At 48.4% G+C, this 22,132-nt stretch carries 7 protein-coding genes; 4 read left to right on the top strand and 3 right to left on the bottom strand.

Going from position 1 to position 22,132, the window contains the following annotated elements; translation table 11 throughout:
• Positions 1-3 precede the first annotated feature (3 nt).
• On the bottom strand, positions 4-9,795 hold the full coding sequence (locus ACO6UX_RS22465) for a hypothetical protein (protein WP_422450514.1): 9,792 nt from the start codon (positions 9,793-9,795) through the stop codon (positions 4-6).
• 382 nt (positions 9,796-10,177) lie between these two features.
• On the bottom strand, positions 10,178-10,984 hold the full coding sequence (locus tag ACO6UX_RS22460; protein WP_422450513.1) for a hypothetical protein: 807 nt from the start codon (positions 10,982-10,984) through the stop codon (positions 10,178-10,180).
• Positions 10,985-11,281: 297 nt separating this feature from the next.
• On the opposite strand from ACO6UX_RS22460, the gene sodB reads away from it, so the two are divergent.
• The 4 genes from sodB (at position 11,282) to ACO6UX_RS22440 (ending at position 18,739) form a co-directional block, all read left to right on the top strand.
• Positions 11,282-11,863, top strand: coding sequence for a superoxide dismutase [Fe] (gene sodB, locus ACO6UX_RS22455; RefSeq protein WP_422450512.1), 582 nt, complete (start codon positions 11,282-11,284; stop codon positions 11,861-11,863).
• 1,348 nt (positions 11,864-13,211) lie between these two features.
• Positions 13,212-15,008, top strand: a complete 1,797-nt coding sequence (locus ACO6UX_RS22450) for an ankyrin repeat domain-containing protein (protein WP_422450511.1) — start codon at positions 13,212-13,214, stop codon at positions 15,006-15,008.
• Between the two features lie 138 nt (positions 15,009-15,146).
• Entirely contained in the window at positions 15,147-17,360 is a 2,214-nt protein-coding gene (locus tag ACO6UX_RS22445) for an ankyrin repeat domain-containing protein (protein WP_422450510.1), read from the top strand.
• A gap of 86 nt (positions 17,361-17,446) precedes the next feature.
• Entirely contained in the window at positions 17,447-18,739 is a 1,293-nt protein-coding gene (locus ACO6UX_RS22440) for a hypothetical protein (RefSeq protein WP_422450509.1), read from the top strand.
• 17 nt (positions 18,740-18,756) lie between these two features.
• On the opposite strand, the gene ACO6UX_RS22435 is transcribed toward ACO6UX_RS22440, so the two are convergent.
• Positions 18,757-22,095: a hypothetical protein gene (locus tag ACO6UX_RS22435; RefSeq protein WP_422450508.1), complete on the bottom strand. Its 3,339-nt coding sequence runs from the start codon at positions 22,093-22,095 to the stop codon at positions 18,757-18,759.
• Between the last annotated feature and the right edge of the window lie 37 nt (positions 22,096-22,132).

Raw genomic sequence — 22,132 nt, 5'->3', positions numbered from 1 at the left:
TCATTACAACTTGATTGTTTTTCTTCTATCGATTGCATCCTGGGTACGCGCAGCATCTTTTACCAGTGTTTTTCTATATCTTTTATTAGCGGCCAACAGCTCGTCCTGAATCCGTCCCAGACAATTCGTCAATTGAACACCTCCTTTTATGCTTAACTCTGCCCTGGCCATTTGTTTGGCATTATCTTCTTTTCTCATATCGTCAAGAGCAACAAGCTGGTTCTTTAATCGATCATCTAATTTTTCAACAGTGACATGCCAGTCCCATTCTTTGGTTGGTAATCCGGACTTTTGAGTCAACATGATTGCGGTAGGATGTGGACCTTTTTTCGCTGGATAGAGATAACCTTTTCTATCATTTACGGTTCTGAATTGTTTTTTAAGCCCCGGCATTACTTCTCCCAGATATCCACACAACTTTCCGAAATTATTATTATTATTCTTATCCGAGGCAAATGTAACAGCAGATAATGCCTTGGCCAGTTCATGATAAAATACTTCTACGGCACTGCCCTGCTCCCGGCAAAACTCTGTGAGTGTGGCTAAATCTCCACGTTCTTGCACTGCCCGGAGCTTATCATCCAGCTCTTGTTTGGCTGCGGCGACTCTATCCCATCCTGAAGTGGCCACAAGTCCGATATCTTTATTCCGCTTATTTTCAATGGGCTTACCTTTATTGCAAAGACTATCAATTTCTGAATATAAATGATCAGCCTTTGCCCACAATTGGCCGCAATGTTCTTTGAGTTCCTGTGGAATGTTATGTATCACTGTCTGAGAATCTGGCCTGATTCCCCTTGCCTGTAATTTAGCAATACATTCTTTAATTTCATCATCCATGTGCTCGCTTTTGGCAACGGCCTCAAGGGATTCGTCTTTATTAAAGTTATTAAAGCTCTCCCTTTCTATTTTCTGTAACTCTTTATGAACTTTGCTTCTCAACTGACCTTCAAATTCCTTAACATACACTTGATGGTTATATTCACCCGCACTTCCCACCGGAGTGATGACCTGGCCAAGCTCAACCTTACCAAGTACCTTTTTGGCCCTGTCACCGCGCCAGGTATGAGCATTGGATAAAATCTCATCAACATCTGCGCGCTTACTCCCTCGCTCAAAGCTTGTCTCACAGGCTTTTACAAACGATGAATCTTCACGAAGTGCCATCATGGTAGCTATGGTTTCCTGAGACTGATTCTCCCCATACCACTGGGCTCTTTTGAAATCCGCCAGAGCGGTTTTCACTGAATGGGGAAAGACATTGCACTCCCAGGATTTGAGAAAGGTTCCCAGATCACGTTCAAGGTTAGTGTCATATTGGCCGTCCTCATCCGGAGGCGAAACATGCAGTTTGGCATGGATCACTCGTAACTGCTCAGGACTCACCTTATTGTCTAACTCGCCCAGCAGTTTCGCCATCGCTTCCTGAGCGCGCTTATCGGCTCGCTCACAGGCATTGGTCAGTTCTTTCTGCTTCTCACGGTACTCGTGGCTCACGCTGCCATTGGGTGGCAAGAATTTCGTATTAAGCACCATAAAGAATTCCTGCCCCCCTTTTATATTTAAAGGGCTCGACTTGCGAGAGAATCGACCAAACTCCTGGGCCATTATATTGCCGCGCCTGTTGTCATCTTCAAGCAAGCCAAGGTGGATACCGACACTGGTCGCACTTTGAGGACAATCCGTTCCGGTACCCTGCGTCTTGTCAAGGCGAACGTCGTAATCCTCAGGGTTCTTTCGTATCAACGCCTCCAATTCCGGTGAAACCACGGCGTCTGATTGCTGGTATTTTTCCTGTTTCGGATGGTACAAACAGAGCTGTTTCTGATCGTTGTAGTACAAAAGCCCCCGAGCCTTGCCACCTCGTGCTTCTTTCAGATAGTCATAATCCTTCTTTACGTGCATGAACCGGTCTTCACCATTATGGTTACCATCAAACAGAATGATCTGTTTATCCTTACCGGAACGCTCCATCACCTGCTTGAGGACGTTAATTCTATTCTCCGGGTCGGATGTATCACCGGACAAGACAGGCGTGGTTTTCGATAGCCAGTTGAAGAGTCTGGCTTGGGTTGTCATGGCGTTCGATTCGCATTTTTTCGCTGCCTCTTGAACGGTGGCCGATTTCGTCAACCCTGCCATGGTAAAACCGGTTCCCATGGTGGCTGACAGACAGACTTTATTCTTACTGCCGCTCAAAAAGGCTGCCAGCAATTCGGCCACTTCGCGTTCATTTATCGGTTTCGTCCCGAGCACGCTTTGCGCGCGGCTCGTATCTGCGGCCTGCTCCTTAAACTCATCACTACTGCTTGGTGTGGATAACCGGTCATACTCATCAACAACCTTCAGCCCGTCGTATTGCAATGCATCCAAAATGTCGTCTAATAAGCGAATCTCTTTTTTCAGCGTAGCCGGGGTTTCTTTACAGTGCGCCTGGTAGTCTGCCGCATCAATGGTTTTCAGTCGGTCCCTGAGCGTCATTAATAGCAGGACATCCTTGGTGGAGATACCCAGCGGGGCTTTCGCACTCACCTGCGCTTTAATATCCTCCAACACCGCCGGTGACCACCATTTCTCGGGAGCGCCGGACTTGGGCACAAAATCTTTAAACAGATCCAGCCTGCGGTAGGTTACGCCGGAATCAGCAAAATAACCTGTCAGGGAGTGGTCCAGTTCAGCCTGGTTATTGGCTGGCGCAATGATCCGAACAGGATGATCTTTCCTGCAGGCCTGATCGGCAACCAGGGGAATAATTGTTTTACTTTTACCGTAACCGGTACCCAGCTGGAACACCAATGTATTACCTTTTGACGTCCTGCCTTTCTCCATTTTCTGCACAAATTTAAATGCTTTTTCAGCCATCTTTGGCTGATCGCCACGCAGGACCAGCCCGCCTTGCTCAAATGAAATCATGGCCCGGCTTTGTTCATCCAGACCACGACGGTAATGAGACTCGATTCGTTCACTGGCTTCTTTCTGTGCACCAGCCAGTAGCGCCATATCCAGATTCAATGCCTGGCAGGTGCCTTTAAACTCATCATCAGGCATCTGCTGGCTGTCAAAGCGCTCACTCCTGACCACCGCCAGTTTTTCTTTCAGAGCGTCCATACGCTGCCCCATGCTACGACAGAAATCGCGCTCATTCTTCACCAGCATCAGTTGTACCAGGTCATCACAGAATGTGCCGCGATTTACCCCGACCGACTCTGGCAGATGCCCGTTCTTAAACTGATTAATCGCAAAATCGACCAGTTCATCATCCCGGTAAAAATCCAGCTCTTTATCTTTATTTTTATCTCTAATAGCAGTACCCAGCTTTCTGGTCAGATAGTCGACGCCCTCGCTCAACCGCAGCTGCCGGTCCCGATTCACTTTGACCACCTTGTCAAAATTCGATGCAACCTCATGGATTGAGCCGTCTGACCATTCCGGTGCATCCGGTTTAATTTCACAACCGGCAAATACCGACATGTTATGAAAAGCCCCCGCTTTGAACACCTTGAGGTTTTTCTCACCAAGTTCAATCAGCTCATTACTGCCAAATTTCTTCCGGCACTGCTCATAATAGCCTTTGCCAACCTGATCAAAACTGGTATCTGGCGAGAGGTTTTGATAGCGCTGATCCGCTGATTTCAAGCTGGCATTTTCCAGATGAGTCCCTACCTTCTTTTTATTTTCTTTTGTATTCTGAAGATCGGTGTATTGACTCTTCCTTACCTTCCGACCCGCCAGAAGCTCGCTTTGATCCTGGGTACCAATCAATTCCTGTAGAGCTCCATCACTGGATCGTTTTTCCACGTCAATGCGGGTTTGGTGATATAACGAAGCCAGCTTTTTCTGCGCATTCTTTGTTTTATTCCACTTGTCGCGGACCGACTGTACGCCACCTCTGAGCGCACTGGCTTTGGCCTTGTCAACCTCATCTGGCTTGTTATTGAAGAAGGCCTGACCAGGGCCTTTTGCTGCCCGCAGCAAAAACTCGGCATCGACCAATTCATCGTCACTGGTAGCATCTATAGATTTGGGCTTTAACTCTCCTTTGCCATCCGGCTCATACAGGAAATACCGGGGCTCCTGTGCCGTAGTCTGCAAAACCAGAATGGCTGGCTTGCCATCATCTGCTCTCACTGGCAACCAGTTGTCGGCAAAGGGAATATTGCTTTTCGGGTACTCGTAGAGAAAGCGGGGGTGTAATGTATAGTGTTTGTTGCCCAGCATGCCATGCCAGTCGCCAGCCCGGTTTTTTTCAAAGACAATGCCTTCCGGTTTGCCGCCATCAATCGCTATACTTTCTGCCCCTTCATCCGCTTTTCGATAGTTGGCATTGGGTACGCCGGCAAAAAACTCACTCAGAGGGCCTTTACCTCTGCCAAGCCTGGTGACCGTAAAAGATCCTTCCGTGGTCGCTGCACCATCTTTTAAGGCTTCATAATCGAAGATGCTTTTCTGGTGAAATGCCTCCATAAACGCCAGTTTCTGGCCGGTTGTTTCCGAAAAATCCCTGGCATTGTCCAGCTTTTTCAGTAAACCATCACAACGTTCTTCCAGTTTCTTATATCTGGGCTGACCATTTTTTGCAGTTAATCTACCGTTGTGCTGATTAACTGACTCAGCAGCCAGTTTGGAATTGGGCTTTTTCAGATCACTCTGACAGGCTTGCAGAACAGCGAACTTACCCGGCATAGGATGCAGGTTGAATTGATCGCGAATATCCAGCAACCCTTTTGTCAATGCGGCATCCAGGTCCTCTGCCTTTTCCACGGCGGTATTGGTAATGCCTTCCTGCGCTGGCTTCAGGCTGTTCAACAGCGCCAGTAACCTCGGCCTGATGCGGGCATCTTCTATCAGCCTGGCGGCCTGTTTTTCACCGGCTGACGTACTTGTACCTGAAACCTCAGCGTCGGTTTGCGGGTCACCAAATACCTTACCCAGTTCTGCCTCCTGTTGCCGGATAGCTTCTGAGGCAAATTGCTCACCTCTGATACTCAATTTTCCCTGATGAACACGGGCGGGAATTCTCTGTGGGTCGAGCTGCTGTAATCTCTGGGCATACTGCATATAAAGCTTCTGCAGCTGCAAATGACGCTCCTCACCACCGGGAACTTTAGCAACCTCTGCGTTACATCTTCCGACTAACTCCCTGGACACCCGATCAATGGTTTGACCCGCCAGGTAACTGCACGCTTCTCCATTATTAGATGCAAATACACTGGCCAGGTCTGGTAACACCTTCTCCATATAGTCAGCAGTTTTGGGATAGTTAGTGCTGGTCTTATCCAGATCTGCAAGCCACTTTTGGACTGCTGGTCCCGTTATTGCCCGGTTTGATTGATCAATACTGTCTTTTTGCTGCTGCAGACTTTCTTTGATACTGCTCGCTCTATCTTCAAGTACTTTACACTCTTTAGGGCGATTGCCATATTTATGATTAAAATCCTTAACGGTCTGATCTATATCTTTCCCCAAGGTTTGAATTTGCCCGGCAATCGCATTTCGCAAACGGGTATTACTTGGCTCAAGCTTTCTATCCTCTCCCTCCAGCCAGGTAATCTCTTTCTTTGATATCTCTGCATCCTTCCAGTTATTAAACTGCTCTACTTTAGCGGCCATACTGTTTACCGCTTGTTGCAGGGCAACCGTGTTCTGATGAACCCCGGAAAGTTGAACCGCTTCCTGGTTAACGGGAACAGTGTTTAAATACTGCTCCAATTCCTCGGGTTCCAGATCCGGTGCAGTTGGCGAAGTCGCCTCTGGACGTTCTGCTGGTGCTCGACTGTTGCTTTCTTCAGTCGTCTCAGAAGTGTTACTGGTTGGATCTACAGTAACTGCTTGATCATTTCTGTCAGTATGCTCTGATGATACCGGTGCTGGTGTGTTATCACCGTTCACTCCTGAGGCCGCTGCCATTAGACTACTTTTGTCGTCAATAGTCTCAGACATCGGACTGGTTTCACGACTGGCGGTCTCGGTTTTCGCATTGGTTGAGGTATCAGCAAACTGTAGGGGTGGACTGTTTTCGTCGTCTTCCCCTTCCGCTACGGGTATTGGGTCGGTTCCGGTTTCTGTGTCCACTGGCGAGGAAGGAGGGGTAACAGGGCGCGACCCACCCACTGATTCCTCAGCTTCACCCCCAACCGGACTTTGCCGGACTCCCATCTCTTCAGGCATCTTACTGATTGAGTCATCAGTAGCCGGTGAGGTCTGACTACCGGTAGCGGTCATCTCTGAAGCTGCAAGCTTCGGACTGGTTTCAACCCCTTTGTCAACTGCAGATGGAGGAGGAGTAACACCTGATTTCTCAGCTTCATTCTTGACTGTATCTTTGTTGTCTTCAGCACCCTCAGGAGTCTGTCTGGTTGAGACATCAATTGCCCTGGAAATCGGACTGGTTCCGCGACTGGTGGTTTCGGGTTTCGCATTGGTTGAGGCATCAACAAACTGACTCGGTGGAGTGTTTTCGTCGTCTTCCCCTTTCGCTACGGGTATTGGGCCGGTTCCGGTTTCTGTGTCCACTGGCGAGGAAGGAGGAGTAACAGGGCGCGACCCACCCACTGATTCCTCAGCTTCACCCCCAACCGGGCTTTGCCTGACTCCCACCTCTTCAGGCATCTTACTGATTGAGTCATCAGTAGTCGGTGAGCTCTGACTACCGGTAGCGGTCATCTCTGAAGCTGCAAGCTCCGGACTGGTTTCACGACTGTTGGTCTCGGGTATCCCATTGATAGGGGCATCAGCAAGCTGTTGAGGTGTACTGTCTTCGTCGTCTTCTACTTTTGCTACGGGTGTTGTGCCGGTTCCACGACTCGTGGTATCGGGTATCGCATTGGTTGAGGCATCAGCAAACTGTTGGGTAGGACTGTCTTCGTCGTCTTCTCCTTTCGCCTTGGTCGTTGGACCCGTCACAGTTCCTGTGTCAACTGGAGAGGAAAGAGGCGTAACAGAGCGCAAACCATCACCTGACTCGCCAACTTCACCCTGTCCGGCTTCAATCTCTTCAGGCATGGGCCTGATTGACTCAGAAACCGATGAGGTCTGACTGCCTGTACTGGACGCCCCGAGTGTTTCTGGACTGGTTTCAGTTCCTTGATCAACTGAAGATGCTGGAGGAGTAGTGTCAGAACCATCATCTGGCCCTTTAGCTTCATCCTCAACTGTACGGTTTCCAGTCCCTTCAGGCATTGGCCCGGGTGAGCCATCAGGAACCGGTAAGGTCTGAGTGCCTGTAGTGGACGCACGCCGCGCTAGGGATGTTGGATTGGTTCCAGTCCCCTGGTCAACTGAAGATGAAAGAGAAGCAACGTCAGTACCATCACCTGATTTCTTGGCTTCATCCCCAACCGGACTTGTTTCAGTCCCTTCAGGCATCAGCTTGAGCGAATCAGGAACCGATGAGGTCTGACTGCCTGTAATGAACGCCCCCGGTGCTTCGGACGCTGGACTGGTTTTAATTCCCTGGTCAACTGGAGATAAAAGAGAGGCAACGTCAGAACCTTCATCTGATTTTCCAGCTTTATCCCCAACCAGACTTTTTACAGTCTCTTCAGGCATCGACCTGGGTGAATCAGTAACCGATGAGGTCTGACTGCCTGTACTGGACGCCCCGAGTGTTTCTGAACTGGTTTCAGTTCCTTGATTAAGTAAAGATGCTGGAGAAGCAGCATCATTATCATCACCTTGTCCTTTAGCTTCATCCACAACCGGACTGTTTTCAGTCCCTTCACGTATTGCCCCTGGTAAGCCATCAGGAACCGGGAAGGTCTGAGTGCCTGAAGTGGACGCACGCCGCGCTAAGGATATTGGATTGGTTCCAGTCCCCTGGTCAACTGAAGATGAAAGAGAAGCAACGTCAGAACCATCACCTGATTTCTTGGCTTCATCCCCAACCAGACTTGTTTCAGTCCCTTCAGGCATTGGCTTGAGCGAATCAGGAACCGATGTGGTCTGACTGCCTGTACTGGACGCCCCGAGTGTTTCTGAACTGGTTTCAGTTCCTTGATTAAGTAAAGATGCTGGAGAAGCAGCATCATTATCATCACCTTGTCCTTTAGCTTCATCCACAACCGGACTGTTTTCAGTCCCTTCACGTATTGCCCCTGGTAAGCCATCAGGAACCGGGAAGGTCTGAGTGCCTGAAGTGGACGCACGCCGCGCTAAGGATATTGGATTGGTTCCAGTCCCCTGGTCAACTGAAGATGAAAGAGAAGCAACGTCAGAACCATCACCTGATTTCTTGGCTTCATCCCCAACCAGACTTGTTTCAGTCCCTTCAGGCATTGGCTTGAGCGAATCAGGAACCGATGTGGTCTGACTGCCTGTAATGAACGCCCCCGGTGCTTCGGACGCTGGACTGGTTTTAATTTCCTGGTCAACTGGAGATAAAAGAGAGGCAACGTCAGAACCTTCGTCTGATTTTTCAGCTTTATCCCCAACCGGACTGGTTCCAGTCCCTTTAGAGATCGCCCCGGGTGAGCGATCAGGAACCGGTAAAGTCTGAGTGCCTGTAGTGGACGTACGCCGCGCTTCGGAGGTTGGACTGGTTGCAGTTCCCTGGTCAACGGGAGATAAGAGAGAAGCAACGTCAGAACCATCACCTGATTTCCCGGTTTCATTCACAACCGGACTTTTCCCCGTACCTTCAGGCATCGGCCCGTCTGACTCAGCAACCGGTAAGGTCTGAGTGCCAGTAGTGGACGAACGCCGCGCTATGGACGTAGGACTGGTTTCAGCTCCCTGGCCAGTTGAGGGCAAAAGAGAAGCAACACTAGAACTATCAACTGATTTCCTGGTTTCATTCACATCCGGACTTTTTCCAGTCTCTTCAGAGATCGGCCCGGGTGAATCAGAAACCGGTAAGGTTTGAGTGCCTGTTGTGGACGCTCGCCGCGCTGAAGACGTTGAACTGGTTTCAGTTCTTTTATCAACTGGAGATACAGAAGAAGTAACGTCAGACCTATAACCTGATTCCCCACCTTCATCTTTGGCCTTATTGGTCACCACAGGCACTTCATGCCCATTTGTCGCGATCAAGGCATCGTCACTGATTACGGCCGATGTTTTCTCACCATCCGGTCTGGTCACGGTGCCGCTGCGCTCAGCTGATGCTGTCTGGCCATCCGCTGAAGCAGGAGTCTCAGGGTGCGACTCATCACCTGATACTTCACCCCTGGCTGGAGCTATAATTTCTTGCTTTGTTACACCCGGATTTCCAACACTGTAATTGCTGAGTATATCTCTAAGCTTTCCTTCAGAATCAATCAGTTGTTTGCCTGTGATTAACGTTTTGTCGTAGCCTGCGTTAAAATGCCAATCCCGGATATCATCCATTGATGAAACAATGATTTGTGCAAGCTCTTTTGGGCTGCTTAGATCCACTCTTTTAAGATCATTCAGGTGGTTTTTCAGCTTTACTGAGAAATCAGCATCCAGATCGACTTCTTTTTTTGCTGACTTGGTTTGAATATCTATTAATATGTTCTTAACTTCATCCCGATCTAACTGTAGATTTCGACCGTCAGCCTTTATATCACCACCACTGTTTAATGCTTTTTCCACATCCCGAAAATGATCAGACTTTAGCAATCCCCTGATTTTTATATCAAGAACAGGAACCGAGCGAATACTTCTGGCACGAAATGGTGTGCTTGAATGATCTGGACGTCTCAAGTCAGACTGGATATATCTAGGGGGTTTAGCGCTTATATCACCTTTATCCTTATCAGTTTCCTGATGATCACCCCGGAGGAGTTCTGGCAGTGTTGAAAAGCTGGTTCCTCTTGGCCCATTGACATTACTCATAACCTGTCCTGACTGTTTGTTGTCCTTAACTATCAGCAGGCAATCAGTTGAAAAACATCATCAGATCCGGTTGCTGGAGTCTGATTAATCCATGATTACACTTATTTAATTTCAGGCTAGCAGAATAGAAGGGCTTATTTAGTCTTTAAATGAAAACTCAGAACAGTTATCAATAAAACCGAACAGATTGAACAGTTTTTTTTAAATTCTCAAACAACAACCTTTTAAAAATCCATTCAGTACATTTTTTTGACTAGTCTGAAAATAGATTGCCCTGGTACCTGCATCCATGCAGTCCTGCGGTGGTTGGCAGCCTGACAAATAAACCAAAACTGTCCATGCTCACCGCCTTTTTCTTTCCAGGGCATTAAGTAGCTAACCACTACTGAATTGTCAGCCCCTTCTCTTTCGGATTTCCAAGATCCCGCAGGGTGTTTTCCAGCTGTTGCAACCGCAGGGAGACCTGGCTCTGGAAAGCGCCCAGCTTTTTACTGAGTTCATCCTGGGTTTGCGCAGAGGCTTTTATTTGCTGCTCGACACTCTGCTGTGCAGATAAAGTGCTCTTTAAGCCATCAATTTCAGCTTTCAGTGCTTCAACACGGCTAACCATATCCGAATTGGCAACCAGCTGCTCAGTGGTCACAGCCTTAATGACCTGGTCCAGCTCATTCAGCTTTGAGACCGCCTGCTCGGAGGACTTTTTAGCCGCATCAAACTGTTTGACAGCAAGGTCTACTTTCTTCGCCCCCTGGTCAATCTTATCTTTATTCTCATTAATCCACTGACGGTTTCTTTTGTTAGCAACATCCCAGAGCTTGCGAATTTCAGAGTTCACTTCTTTAAGTTCTGAGCGGAAGATGGAGTCACTCTGGTTAATGGACTCACCGGTTTGAGAAACCTGCCCGGTCACCAGCCCCAGTTGATCCCGGGTTGCCTGAAGCTCCTGCCGGGTCTCCTTCAAGGCCTTCTGCAACTCAGTCACCTGCCAGTAACCGCCAGCAGTAACACCAGCCAGAAGCACAAACAGAACACCCGAGACCAGATAGCCCGCACCGCTGCTTTTACCGTTGGCTGCGGATTTACTGAAATTTTTTGGCCCGAAGCCTGTGGAACGGTGCCTGGAAGGACGCTGGTCAGCGGTTATGGATAAGTCCTGGTTTGACTGATAAATCTTGTTATCCTCTTGCATACTCACTGCTTTCCATCAAAAACACCGATCAATTTGTGTATTTATTAGACTCGGACGAAACGGTGTTCCCGGCTCCTGATTGTTCTGAACAAATGAGGAACTATTGTAAAAGAAAGAAATCCTGCCCCCAACCTTTTTATTCAACGTAAAGGAGTGAGTTGGGCTTGAAATTTCTGCGGCAAACCTCAAGATACATCCCACATGGATTCGTAGTAGCCACGGTGCTACTATCGCTTTGCGAAAAATCAGGTCTCTGAACGAAACCAATACTATTCCAACCACAGCGGGAGAACACAAATGGCTTTTCAACTGCCTGAGCTGCCCTACGAGCGCAATGCCCTTGAACCACATATCTCCAAGGAAACTCTGGATTACCATTACGGCAAACATCACCACACTTACGTGGTCAAACTGAACGGTCTGGTTGAAGGCACCGAGCTGGAAAACAAGAGCCTGGAAGAGATCATCAAGACGTCTGAAGGCGGCATCTTTAACAACGCTGCCCAGGTATGGAACCACACCTTCTACTGGAACTGCCTGAGCCCCAATGGTGGCGACAAGCCTTCCGGTGAACTGGCAGCAGCTATCGACAAAGCCTTTGGCTCTTATGATGAGTTTGTTGCCAAATTCTCTGACATGGCCGTTAACAACTTTGGTTCCTCCTGGACCTGGCTGGTAAAAAACACCGACGGTTCCCTGGAAATCGTCAACACCAGCAACGCCGGTACACCAATCACTGGCGACCAGAAGCCTCTGCTGACCTGCGACCTGTGGGAGCACGCTTACTACATCGACTACCGTAACGTGCGCCCAGACTACCTGAAAGGCTTCTGGGCCCTGGTGAACTGGGAATTTGTTGCGGCTAACTTTGCGGCTTGATCAGTCAACTGTCAGATACCCAATTAAGTTGGGAAACAAACCTGACTAATTGGCAAATAAACCTGTTGAGTTAGGAAATATTTCCGAGACAGGAGTCTATACCGCCTGATAAGAGTGCTTATCAGGCGGTATCTAAAATACTAAAAAGAGATAATAGCAACTTCCCTTAATTTCAGATCGGAAAGAAAATATTCCACTCGGGAAAAGCAAGGTCGTGGCACTGGCTCTGGCTCAGACTAGATCCCCGGACTTTTCATCACTGAAGCGCCTGCATTACACGGTAACCAGAAACACTCTGCTCCCGGCAATCTTACTCCTGGCCTTTGACGACGAATCACCTTAATTGTGAAACCCTGATTTTCAATGCTGCCGTACCGGGAATCTGGCCAACCTGAGAATGCTGCCAGGAGCCTGTATTTCCAACCATAGCCTACGCATTAAGAGCAGAGCGACCTTGGCTTTGCAGGTTTGGATAGAAATAGATAAGTAGTTAACCAAATGAAATCATATATTTCTGACTAAGTTGTCAGTCACTCTGCGGCGTTGCAACTCCGGTCACATAGCTACGGCTATGCTCCCTACGTTGCGCCTTGCATAGCAACTGCCCACTTAGCCAGAAATATACGATTCCATTTGGCCAACTACTTAGCGAGCTGGCGCAGAGCAAACTCTGTACTAACCTCAATGTATCTGAAGACCTGCAAAACGGATTTAGTGAATGTTTCATCTATTTTTACGGTTCGCAAGAGTATTGGGATAAGTAATATGCAGACGACAAATTTCACACAAACAGAATGCAGTAAACCCTGGTCGATAAGAAATACTGATTACAGCGACACGGGATGTTTACTGGGCTGTGCTGCGGGTTGTTTCCTGGGGCATTCTGTAGTCATTTATAGCGGTGCTGGATGTCTTCTTGGCGCAGCCATTAATACGCTCTGCCAAAACGATTATAACGATAAACATTGTAAAGATCTTAAAATTATACTCTTTGGATCAGAAGAGCCTGTCAGCAAAAGATCCAACAGTATTCCTGTTACTGACCAACCGAAGCGTTGAACAAAACCGGGGCGCAATTCCACTCACTTTTGGATAGGAGCAATTACCGCGCAGGGCAGTCTATTATCGGACGCCTTAATGAATCAGGGCTTTTAATGGCTGCCAGATTTTTGTGGTTGCCATCCCTTGAATTCTGGTGAACAACCTTCTTTGCCCGGTGCAAAACGGGCAGGCTTGTGCCTGACTTAGGGATTTGAACAACAATCGTCTTATTCCAGGTTTTGTTTTATGGAATTTTCTCTGCTGATTTTTGTCCTACCCACAATTGAGTCATAAAGCAGGCAAAGCAATGAACGCGGCAGGTTTCGCATTTAATTGTCCTATTTGTTTCTACGACGGCTATATCGGAGGCCAAACTGGTGGGAATTCACTGGTCAAAACCTCTTGCCCGGCATCCCACGTTTTCCACCTGAAGTGCATCACCGAATGGCTTGAAAGTAATCAGCAGAAGATAAAAAGACTTGATCAACGCCAATGCAGTCAATGCATGCAACCGGCACTGCCACTGCTTCTTTTGGACAGGAGTAACGTCATTGACAACGAATCAGCTTATTGTGAGTCCGTAATGTTTAATGCCTGCCGTACCGGAGAGCTGGCAACACTGAAGATGTTGCTGCGCGAAGACGAGACCCTGGCAAACCGGACTTACCGTTCGGTGCTCACCGGTCATTCTGAACACCTGTTAGTTGTCGCCATCAATTACGGCCATTATCATTGTGCCCGGGCTCTGATCGACTGCGGTGCCGATGTCAATGCCGCTGGTCACGATGCTGAGACGCCCCTGTGTATCGCCATCCGGAAGAGCTGCTCCGAGGTTGTCGACATGTTGATCAGGGCCGGTGCCGATGTCAATGCCGCTGGTCACAATGGTGAGACGCCCCTGCGTATCGCCATCCGGAAGGGCCGCTCCGAGGTCGTCGACATGCTGATCAGGGCCGGTGCGAATATCAATAACGTACTTCGCACCGCTGTCCGGGAGGGCAATGTTCGACTCCTTCGATACCTGATCAGCACCCACCCCAGCCAACCAGCCCTTAATACCGCCCTGCGCGATGCTGCCGAACGGGGGCAGGCGCTGTGCCTTTTCATCCTGATCTTTGCGGGAGCGAACGACCTTAACGGTGCCCTTTACGCTGCCGCCGAGCGGGGGCATACACAGTGCATTGATATTCTGATCACAGAGGGAGCAAACGACCTTAACGGTGCACTGTACATTGCTGTTCTGACGGAAAACATCGCGGGCCAGGTTGTTCTGACCCAACAAGGAGCAAATATTGCTACCGTACTGCACACTGCTGCCAGACAAGGTTCCTGGGAATTTTTCAATCTCCTGAGCGACCCGACACACATCAATGACACCGATGCAGAAGGTCAAACGCCGTTGCATATCACCGTTGCCAACGGGCATTGCAAATGCGTGGAAAAGCTGCTTGAAACCAGGGGAGTGAATATCAATAGCACTGATAGCCTCGGCTATACGGCTCTTCACCTGGCTGCCCGCAATGGCAACACAGAGATCGTTAACATCTTGCTGGCCGCTTACGGCATCAATACCAATGCCAGGAATAAAGATGGCTGGACGGCTCTTCATTTAGCGGCCCGCCGAGGCCACACCGAGACTGTCAAGGCGTTACTGGCGGCTCGCGATATCAAGGTTAATCGGAAAGATCACGATGGCTGGACGGCTCTCCACATGGCGGCCTGGAATGGCCAAACAGAGACCGTCATGGCGTTACTGGCAGCTGACGTTATCCAGATTAATGAGAAAGATCACGATGGCTGGACGGCTCTCCACCTCGCGGCCAGATACAATCATCCAGAGTCCATCAAAGCGTTACTGCTGGCTCCGAGTATCCACGTCAATGCAACAAATACCAATGGCTGGACAGCTCTCCACCTCGCTGCCAGATACGGCTGTCCAAAGTCCATCGAAGCGTTAATGACCGCTTTCGGCATCCGGGTCAACGAGATGGATAAAAATGGCGATACGGCCCTGAGCCTGGCTACAAGGTTTGGTCACACCGCCAGTAAGGAACTTCTTGTTGAAAATGGGGCAATTAATCCACCGTTCTGCCATCTACTATGAGCCATAAAATTCGGGATCATTCATTAAACGGCTAAAACAGCTTAATCAAAAACGCCTCGTTCAAAATACTGTTTTAAGGAATTTTCTCTACCGATGTTTGTCCTAACCACAACCCTTATCACACAGTAAGCTTCAGCCATGCACAGCGTCAGCGGCAACACCACAGATTTTTCCTTTAATTGCTCGAACTGTATAGGCGACGACAGCAATATCGGAGGACAATATGGCGGACATTTACTGGTCAAAGCCTCTTGCCCGGAGTCTCACGTTTTCCACCTGGAATGCATCACCCAATGGCTGGACAGTGATCAGCAGAAAGTAAAAAGGCTTGATGAACGCCAATGCAGTCAATGCATGCAACCGGCGCTGCCATTGGTTCCTCTGGACGGTAGCCAAGTCCCTGGCGACGAATCGCCCTATTGTGAATCCCCGATGCTTAATGCCTGTCGTACCGGGAATCTGGAAACGCTGAAAATACTGCTGGCCGAAGATGAGACTTTGGCAAACCGGACTTACCGTTCAGCACTCACCGGTCATCCTGAACACCCGATAGCTGTCGCCATCAATTACGGCCATACAGATTGCGTCCGGGTCCTGGTCGACTGCCATGCTGATGTCAATGCCGTTGGTCACGATGGTGAGACACCTCTGCAAAATACCACTACCCGGCAGCGCCAGACCATTGACTTGCAAATGCTGCTGACCGGGGCCGGCGTGAATATCGATAACGTACTGCACACCGCTGTCCGGGAGGGCAATGCCGAACTCCTTGAATACCTGAACAGCACCCAACCCAGCCAGCGTGCCCTTGATAACGCCTTGAATGAAGCCGCTGGGCAGGGGCAAACGCAGTGCCTTGAGCCCCTGATCAACATGGGAGCAAACGACCTTAACGGTGCCCTGAGCGAAGCCGCCGAGCAAGGAAAAACCCAGTGCCTTACCACCTTGATCAACATGGGAGCAAACGACCTTGACGGCGCATTGCGCGAAGCCTCCAGATGGGGGAAAACGCAATGCCTTGAACTATTGATTAGCAAGGGCGCGAAAGATCTTTACGGAGCCTTGTATATTGCTGTCCTGACGAAAAATGTAGAGATACAGTGCATTCTGATGAGAAAAGGAACGGGTCTTAATACCTTATGGAGCACTGATAACAAAGAGAATCCTATGACAAGTTTCATTCGCAGGATCATCATCAGTTACCTCAATACCACCGATGAAGCAGACATAAAACCACTGCATTGCGCCGCTGCCAGGGGCTATACCAAAGGCCTTAAAACGCTGATTGAAACCAGGGGAGTGGATGTTAATGCCACTGATTACCATGACCATACGGCTCTTCGCATCGCTGCCTGCTGCGGCCACACAGAGACCGTCAAGGCATTACTGGACATTCCCGGGATCCAGGTCAATGTTGAGAATACTTCCGGCGAAACGGCTCTCCACTTTGCTGCCTGGAGTGGCCACACAAAAACCGTCAAGGCATTACTGGCCGCTGACGGCATCAAAGTCAATCTGCGGAATTGCATTGGCTGGACGGCTCTACATTTTGCCGCCAAATTCGCCAGTCCAGAAACCATCAAGGCGTTACTGGAAGCTGACGGCATCAATGTCAATGAGAAGGATGACGGAAACTGGACGGCTCTCCACGTAGCTGCCGCATACGGCAATGCAGAGAACGTCAAGATGTTACTGGCTGCTGGCGGCATCAGGATCAATGAGAAGGATGACGAAGGCTGGACGGCTCTCCATTTAGCGGTCTACGACGATGAAACAGAAGTCGTCAGGAGGTTACTGGAAGCTGACGGCATCAAGGTCAATGAGAAGACTAACGATGGCTGGACGCCTCTGCACCAGGCTATCAGATACGCCAGTGCAGAAACCGTCAAGGTGTTACTGGCTGCTAACGACAGCGGGATCAATGAGAAGAATAACAAAGGCTGGACGGCTCTCCACCTGGCTGTTGGATTCGCCAGTGTAGACATCATCAAAATGGTACTGGCAGCTGACGGCATCAAGGTCAATGAGAAGAAAAACGATGGCTGGACGGCTCTCCACTTAGCTGTCTATCGAGGTGACACAGAGATTGTCAGGTTGTTACTGGATGCTGACGGCATCGAGGTCAATGCGAAGACCAACAAAGGCTGGACTGCTCTGCATCAGGCTGCCAACAGTGGCAACACAGAGATCGTCAAGATGTTACTGGCTGCTCCAGGTATACAGATCAATGAGCAAAATAACACAGGCTCGACGGCTCTCACCCTGGCTACCAATTACGGCTACACCGCTTGTGCAAAACTCCTTGCTGAAAGCGGGGCAGTAGATAATCCATCGCCCTGCCCGCAACAGTGAGCAATGAAATGGTGGAACTCCGTTATTGAACATTTAGCGCCCTTTTTCAGTTCTATAAACACAGGCTTCACGGTAAGGAAGCAGTCATGAATATCCCGCAAAGTAATCATATTACCAATTACCTGTTTAGCACTGATCATAATGTTGTTTTTCAGGAAAGCACCGGAAACGCACTGCCGCCTAATTTAAAACATGAAATGCTGAAAATTTACCAGCAAAGCCCTACCCGCTTCAGTGAAGATAATCACAGCATTCCCATTAATCAGAGGAATATTGAACTGATCCATGTATTGCCAATTCTGGCTCAAACCGATTACTTTCTTGAGAAACTAAATAGCCATGCCCTGGAGTTCTGTAAAAACATTAACAAAATTCATTCAATAGATATACAAATGTCCCTCTGGGATACAGGCCCCTTCAAAACATTATCAGATATCGGGAAGTTCATGGAATCCATTATTGCCAGGCACAATGATAGACGTGATATAACTCATAATGAAAAAATAGCATTCAGATTTCTGTTAACCGGTTTATTAAAAATGGATCATGATTTGGATGTTTACAATTCAACCCACATATTGAATATATTATCGAAATATTTTCACCCCGACAAAAGTATCAGACATTGTGAACTCTTCTCATGTATCTTAAGCAAAGGACCACGACTTGCCATGGTGATATATGATGTGTGGAGCTTAAATAATACACCGAAACTCTCACTTCTAAAAAATGAGGTTTTTGGTATGTCTGTTTACCGGTTAATTACATTAATTTCCAGGCTAAATGAAAGCAAACATGAAATCCCAGGAGTTGCACAGCGATGCCAGCTTCGTAAAAAGATACAATTAAGGTTAGAAACACTTCAAAGCATTAGCCTGAAAGAAAACCTGTTAAAGACACTTATCAAATACAATGAACAAGCACTACTGGAAGCATTGACGAATCGTGCAGACTTCAATATCAATGAACTGCGTATTAGTGGAGAAACACCACTGATTTATTCCATTAAACAAAGAAGTCAATGGATTATCGACTTTTTAATAAAAAAGCAAGATGTCAATGCGCTTGGTCTGGAAAATAAAACACCCCTTCAAATAGCCATTGATTGCTACAGCAAATATCTTGATGAGAATGAATCCGGTGATTATTGCAACCCCTACAAACCAGTCATTGAATCTTTATTAAATTGTCCTCAACTCGACGTTAATGCTCAGGACTCACTGGGCATGACCGCTTTATGCCATATTGCCATGCTACCAAAAGCCGATTCAACATACTTTTCGTTTGTCGAGAAACTGATTTCCAGGGGTGCCAATATAGAAAAAGCTGTTTATGGCTATGGAACAGTGATTAGTTTATTAGGGCAAAATAGAACCTGACCAACGGTTAAAGATTACTAGTGATATCGCCAACCTGTCAGTATGGCAAACCAGAATAAAGAATCCAGATGAACCAGAGGGAGGGGCGCGCTGTTCGCACCAAGGTTTGGCGATTTCGCTCCTGATGAACGCCATATACCCTTACGGGTAAGGTTGTTGGGAGTCGGCGTCAGGTTCATCTTGATAAAGTCTTTATGCGTATAATCGGGGTAGACTGACCTGGGGAAGCGCTTTTTCCTGATGTCCTGCACATAGCGGACGTCAGGGTCACACCAGTAACCACACTCAAGTGCTGCCCTTCTCAGTGTTTCTGCCGGTAGTTTCTGGTGAATTATCTCCTTCATTGCTTCCGGTTGCATGCCAAAAGCGGTGCCGAACAAGTCTGCGGCAATTGCAACCAACTCCCCGGCCAACTGATTCATCTGCTCTGAATTGGTGTAATCCAGTTGGCCAGTGTCGTGGCGAACTCTCAGCCAGTTGATCGCCAGCCCGTAAAAAGTTTTCCCGAGTTCAGAGATTCTGAGCAGTTGCTGACTCTCGGCACTGGTTACATCAACGTGACACCTGGTAACGAAGAGGTCGATGGTGTGTTCATTAAAGGAACGTATATCAGCCCAGTCTCTCATTCCTACGGGGGCTGGTGCGATATTTGGATAATCCTGATGCCACTCGCCCATGTTGCCGGGACAGCGCTGCTTGCTAAAAAAAGGGGTCGGTGACCAGGCTCTGCCTTCAACCGTGTCATGAAACATGGATAATGCATCCGGTGCCTGCAAGTTTTGCCGCCACAGGCGGCCGGCATCTCTGGCAAACAGTCCGAGCCCAGCGAGTGATGCCTCAACACCGAGGCCAGCAACACCTTCAGTCTCGTAGGGATAATGGTGATAGAGCGCGCTGTTTTCTTCGTCATCAAATACCTGGAGAAAAGCGGAGTTGTCGGGTTCAAACGCAATCATTGCCAGGGTTGACTCAGGAACACCGGCCCGCTGCAACTTACTCAGGGCATCGGTCAGGCGAAAGATTCCCATGGGTTTAAGCAGTGCACTTTCCAGTCCCAGCTCCGCTTTATGCCGGCGAAAAAACTCAAGGTGTGGTTGCTCTCGAATAAAATCTCCCCAGGGCTCTCTGCCACCGGGCAACTGTTTCAGGAACTTATAACGCCGATAACCGTTTGGCGTTGCTGCACAGGGAAAAGCCAGGCTGCGCCCGTAAACCGTTATGTGGCTATTGGCAAAGAACGGTTTTTCCCAGGGTTCAGGAAGCCTGGGAATGTTTTTTTCCGTATGCCTGGCAGCAAAATTTTCAACTACACGCAAAAAGCCGACGCTGCAAGCCACCCTGGGCGCTGGGATACTGTCAGCCCCGAGTGCAAGACCAATGAGATGCCAGGGATAGTAAGACTCCTCAGGTGTATCGGCACTGCCCCGTTTAATAAACATTGACTTCCTGTCGGCCCGTGTTCTGGTCAGATACTCAAGGAGACAGTACTGCATGTCCGGTATCATAACTCTGATCACTTGAGCAAGATATTCAATCGGTAGCTCTGAGTCCTGTACAAGCATTGTTAATTCCAGCTCAGCTTGCAAATTCCAAAAAATATCGGTGTTACTTGCCAAAAAGCTGATAACACGCTGAAAAAAATCGTTCGTTGATTCCAGAGTGTGGTGGAAATTTGCCTTCTCGCATCTCTCGGGCAAAGGCGAACCAATGGGAAAGGCTGTCGGAGTGAATGTCAGGGATGGTCGTTGGTAGTAGAGGTGCTTAAAAAGGTACAGATACTCACTGAACCAGGCGACACTCATTGGGTGACCAAATGCAATCAGGCTTTGTATGCAGTCAATAAGGCTCTCCCCGGAGGTTAGCTTTAGCAGGCTATTGCGCCGACTTCTGACAAGGTTCTGGTCCGGTGAGATCAGTGGTAAGTCAGATACCTGATACGGGTGGTGATGATACAATCGCATCAAGGGAGTAGCACCACTGTCGTCCTTCATATTCGCCAGATCTCTGGCGGGCAGCAACTGGAACAGGTCATCATAGGCGACCACATAACGGTTGAGAAAGGTAAAGTGTACTCCTTCACAATAGTCAGGCAGTGCTGTAGCCAGAACGTGCAGTATGTTTGCTCCCTGATTAAATCTCTGATTGAGAATGGCCTGCCAGGAGTCTGCCAACGTCTCCTTCAGCAGACCGAACATCTGCTTCTGACCCAGAATAAAGGTGCACAAAAATAATCGTTCTCGCTGTGCGGCGTCCATGTGGTGCAATTCTTCTTTGATCAGCTGTTGATATCGTGAAGCGTTAACCTCAAGCTGATAAAGATTTGCTATAAAACGTTCTGAGTTGAGATCCGTTATGATGGATTGACTGATATCCTGTTCAGTCCGGGAGTCGCTCAATGTGTTACCCAACACCGCAAAAAGTCCGGTTATCAGATAGTGTGCAGCACATTGGGAAAATAGCAGATTGGGATTGTTGCTTAATGGAAAATAGCTATTATAGAATTCCGGGCTGTTGTTAAAACTGTGAACGGCCTCCTTGATCTCAGCGTGAGTTAAATATTTTTCCACCGTTTGCGTACTGGTAGAATCAGCCATGTATATCATTCTTACGGCATTTATGTCCAGAAACGCCATCACAGCCTCATCGTCACTGTTGTCCAGCACCTGCCTCAGTAACAATGGAGGAACCCTCGGGTCGAATTTATAGAACCCGAGCTCTTTCACCACACCCACACCCTCATCAGCCAGTACTTGCAACACCGATAGATTGCCAGGATAGACACAATCATGAATCAGGCTTCTGACAACTTCTTGCAAGACCGGCCGCGAGGATTCAGAATTTTCAACGCGTGACAGCTCCTTTTGAAGCCGATCCATCTTTTTCTTAAAATTGGACCTTAAAGGCGTATCCAGCCTGGCCACGGCATTTTGAATGATCGCCAGGCGGTTTTGCTGGTCAGGATCAGCTGTGTGGATACGACGTTTTTTCAAAGGAGGCTCAAGCTGGTGATCAAGACCAGCTTGCTCGATTTTCTTTTTTTGCAATGGTTGTTGAGAGCGCCGCTTCCTATTAGATACGTCTCTAACCTGCCTTGTCTGGATTTGGTCCTGCCTGGCCGGACCTGGATTTACCTGAAGATCTACTCTCTCTGGCTTGACGTTACGACTGGAAACAGGCTTTTTGGATAATTTATTCCATGCTAATGAGCCCACATAAAACGTTGTCTTGACCGGGGTAGCAATGGCATAGAGAGTGTTCCAGAATGCCCAGGAAAAAATACCACCATTTTTGACGTTTTCCAGATTAAACCCGGGAGGAGGATAAAAAGGGGGCAATGGAGATTCAATTCCATTCATAGGGCGGATCCGTACTTTATCGTTTAAATAAAGTACT

It is taken from the genome of Endozoicomonas sp. ALB091 (assembly GCF_049310265.1).
In the GTDB taxonomy this organism is placed as follows: Bacteria; Pseudomonadota; Gammaproteobacteria; order Pseudomonadales; family Endozoicomonadaceae; genus Endozoicomonas.
This window is presented reverse-complemented; position numbering and strand designations above follow the sequence as displayed.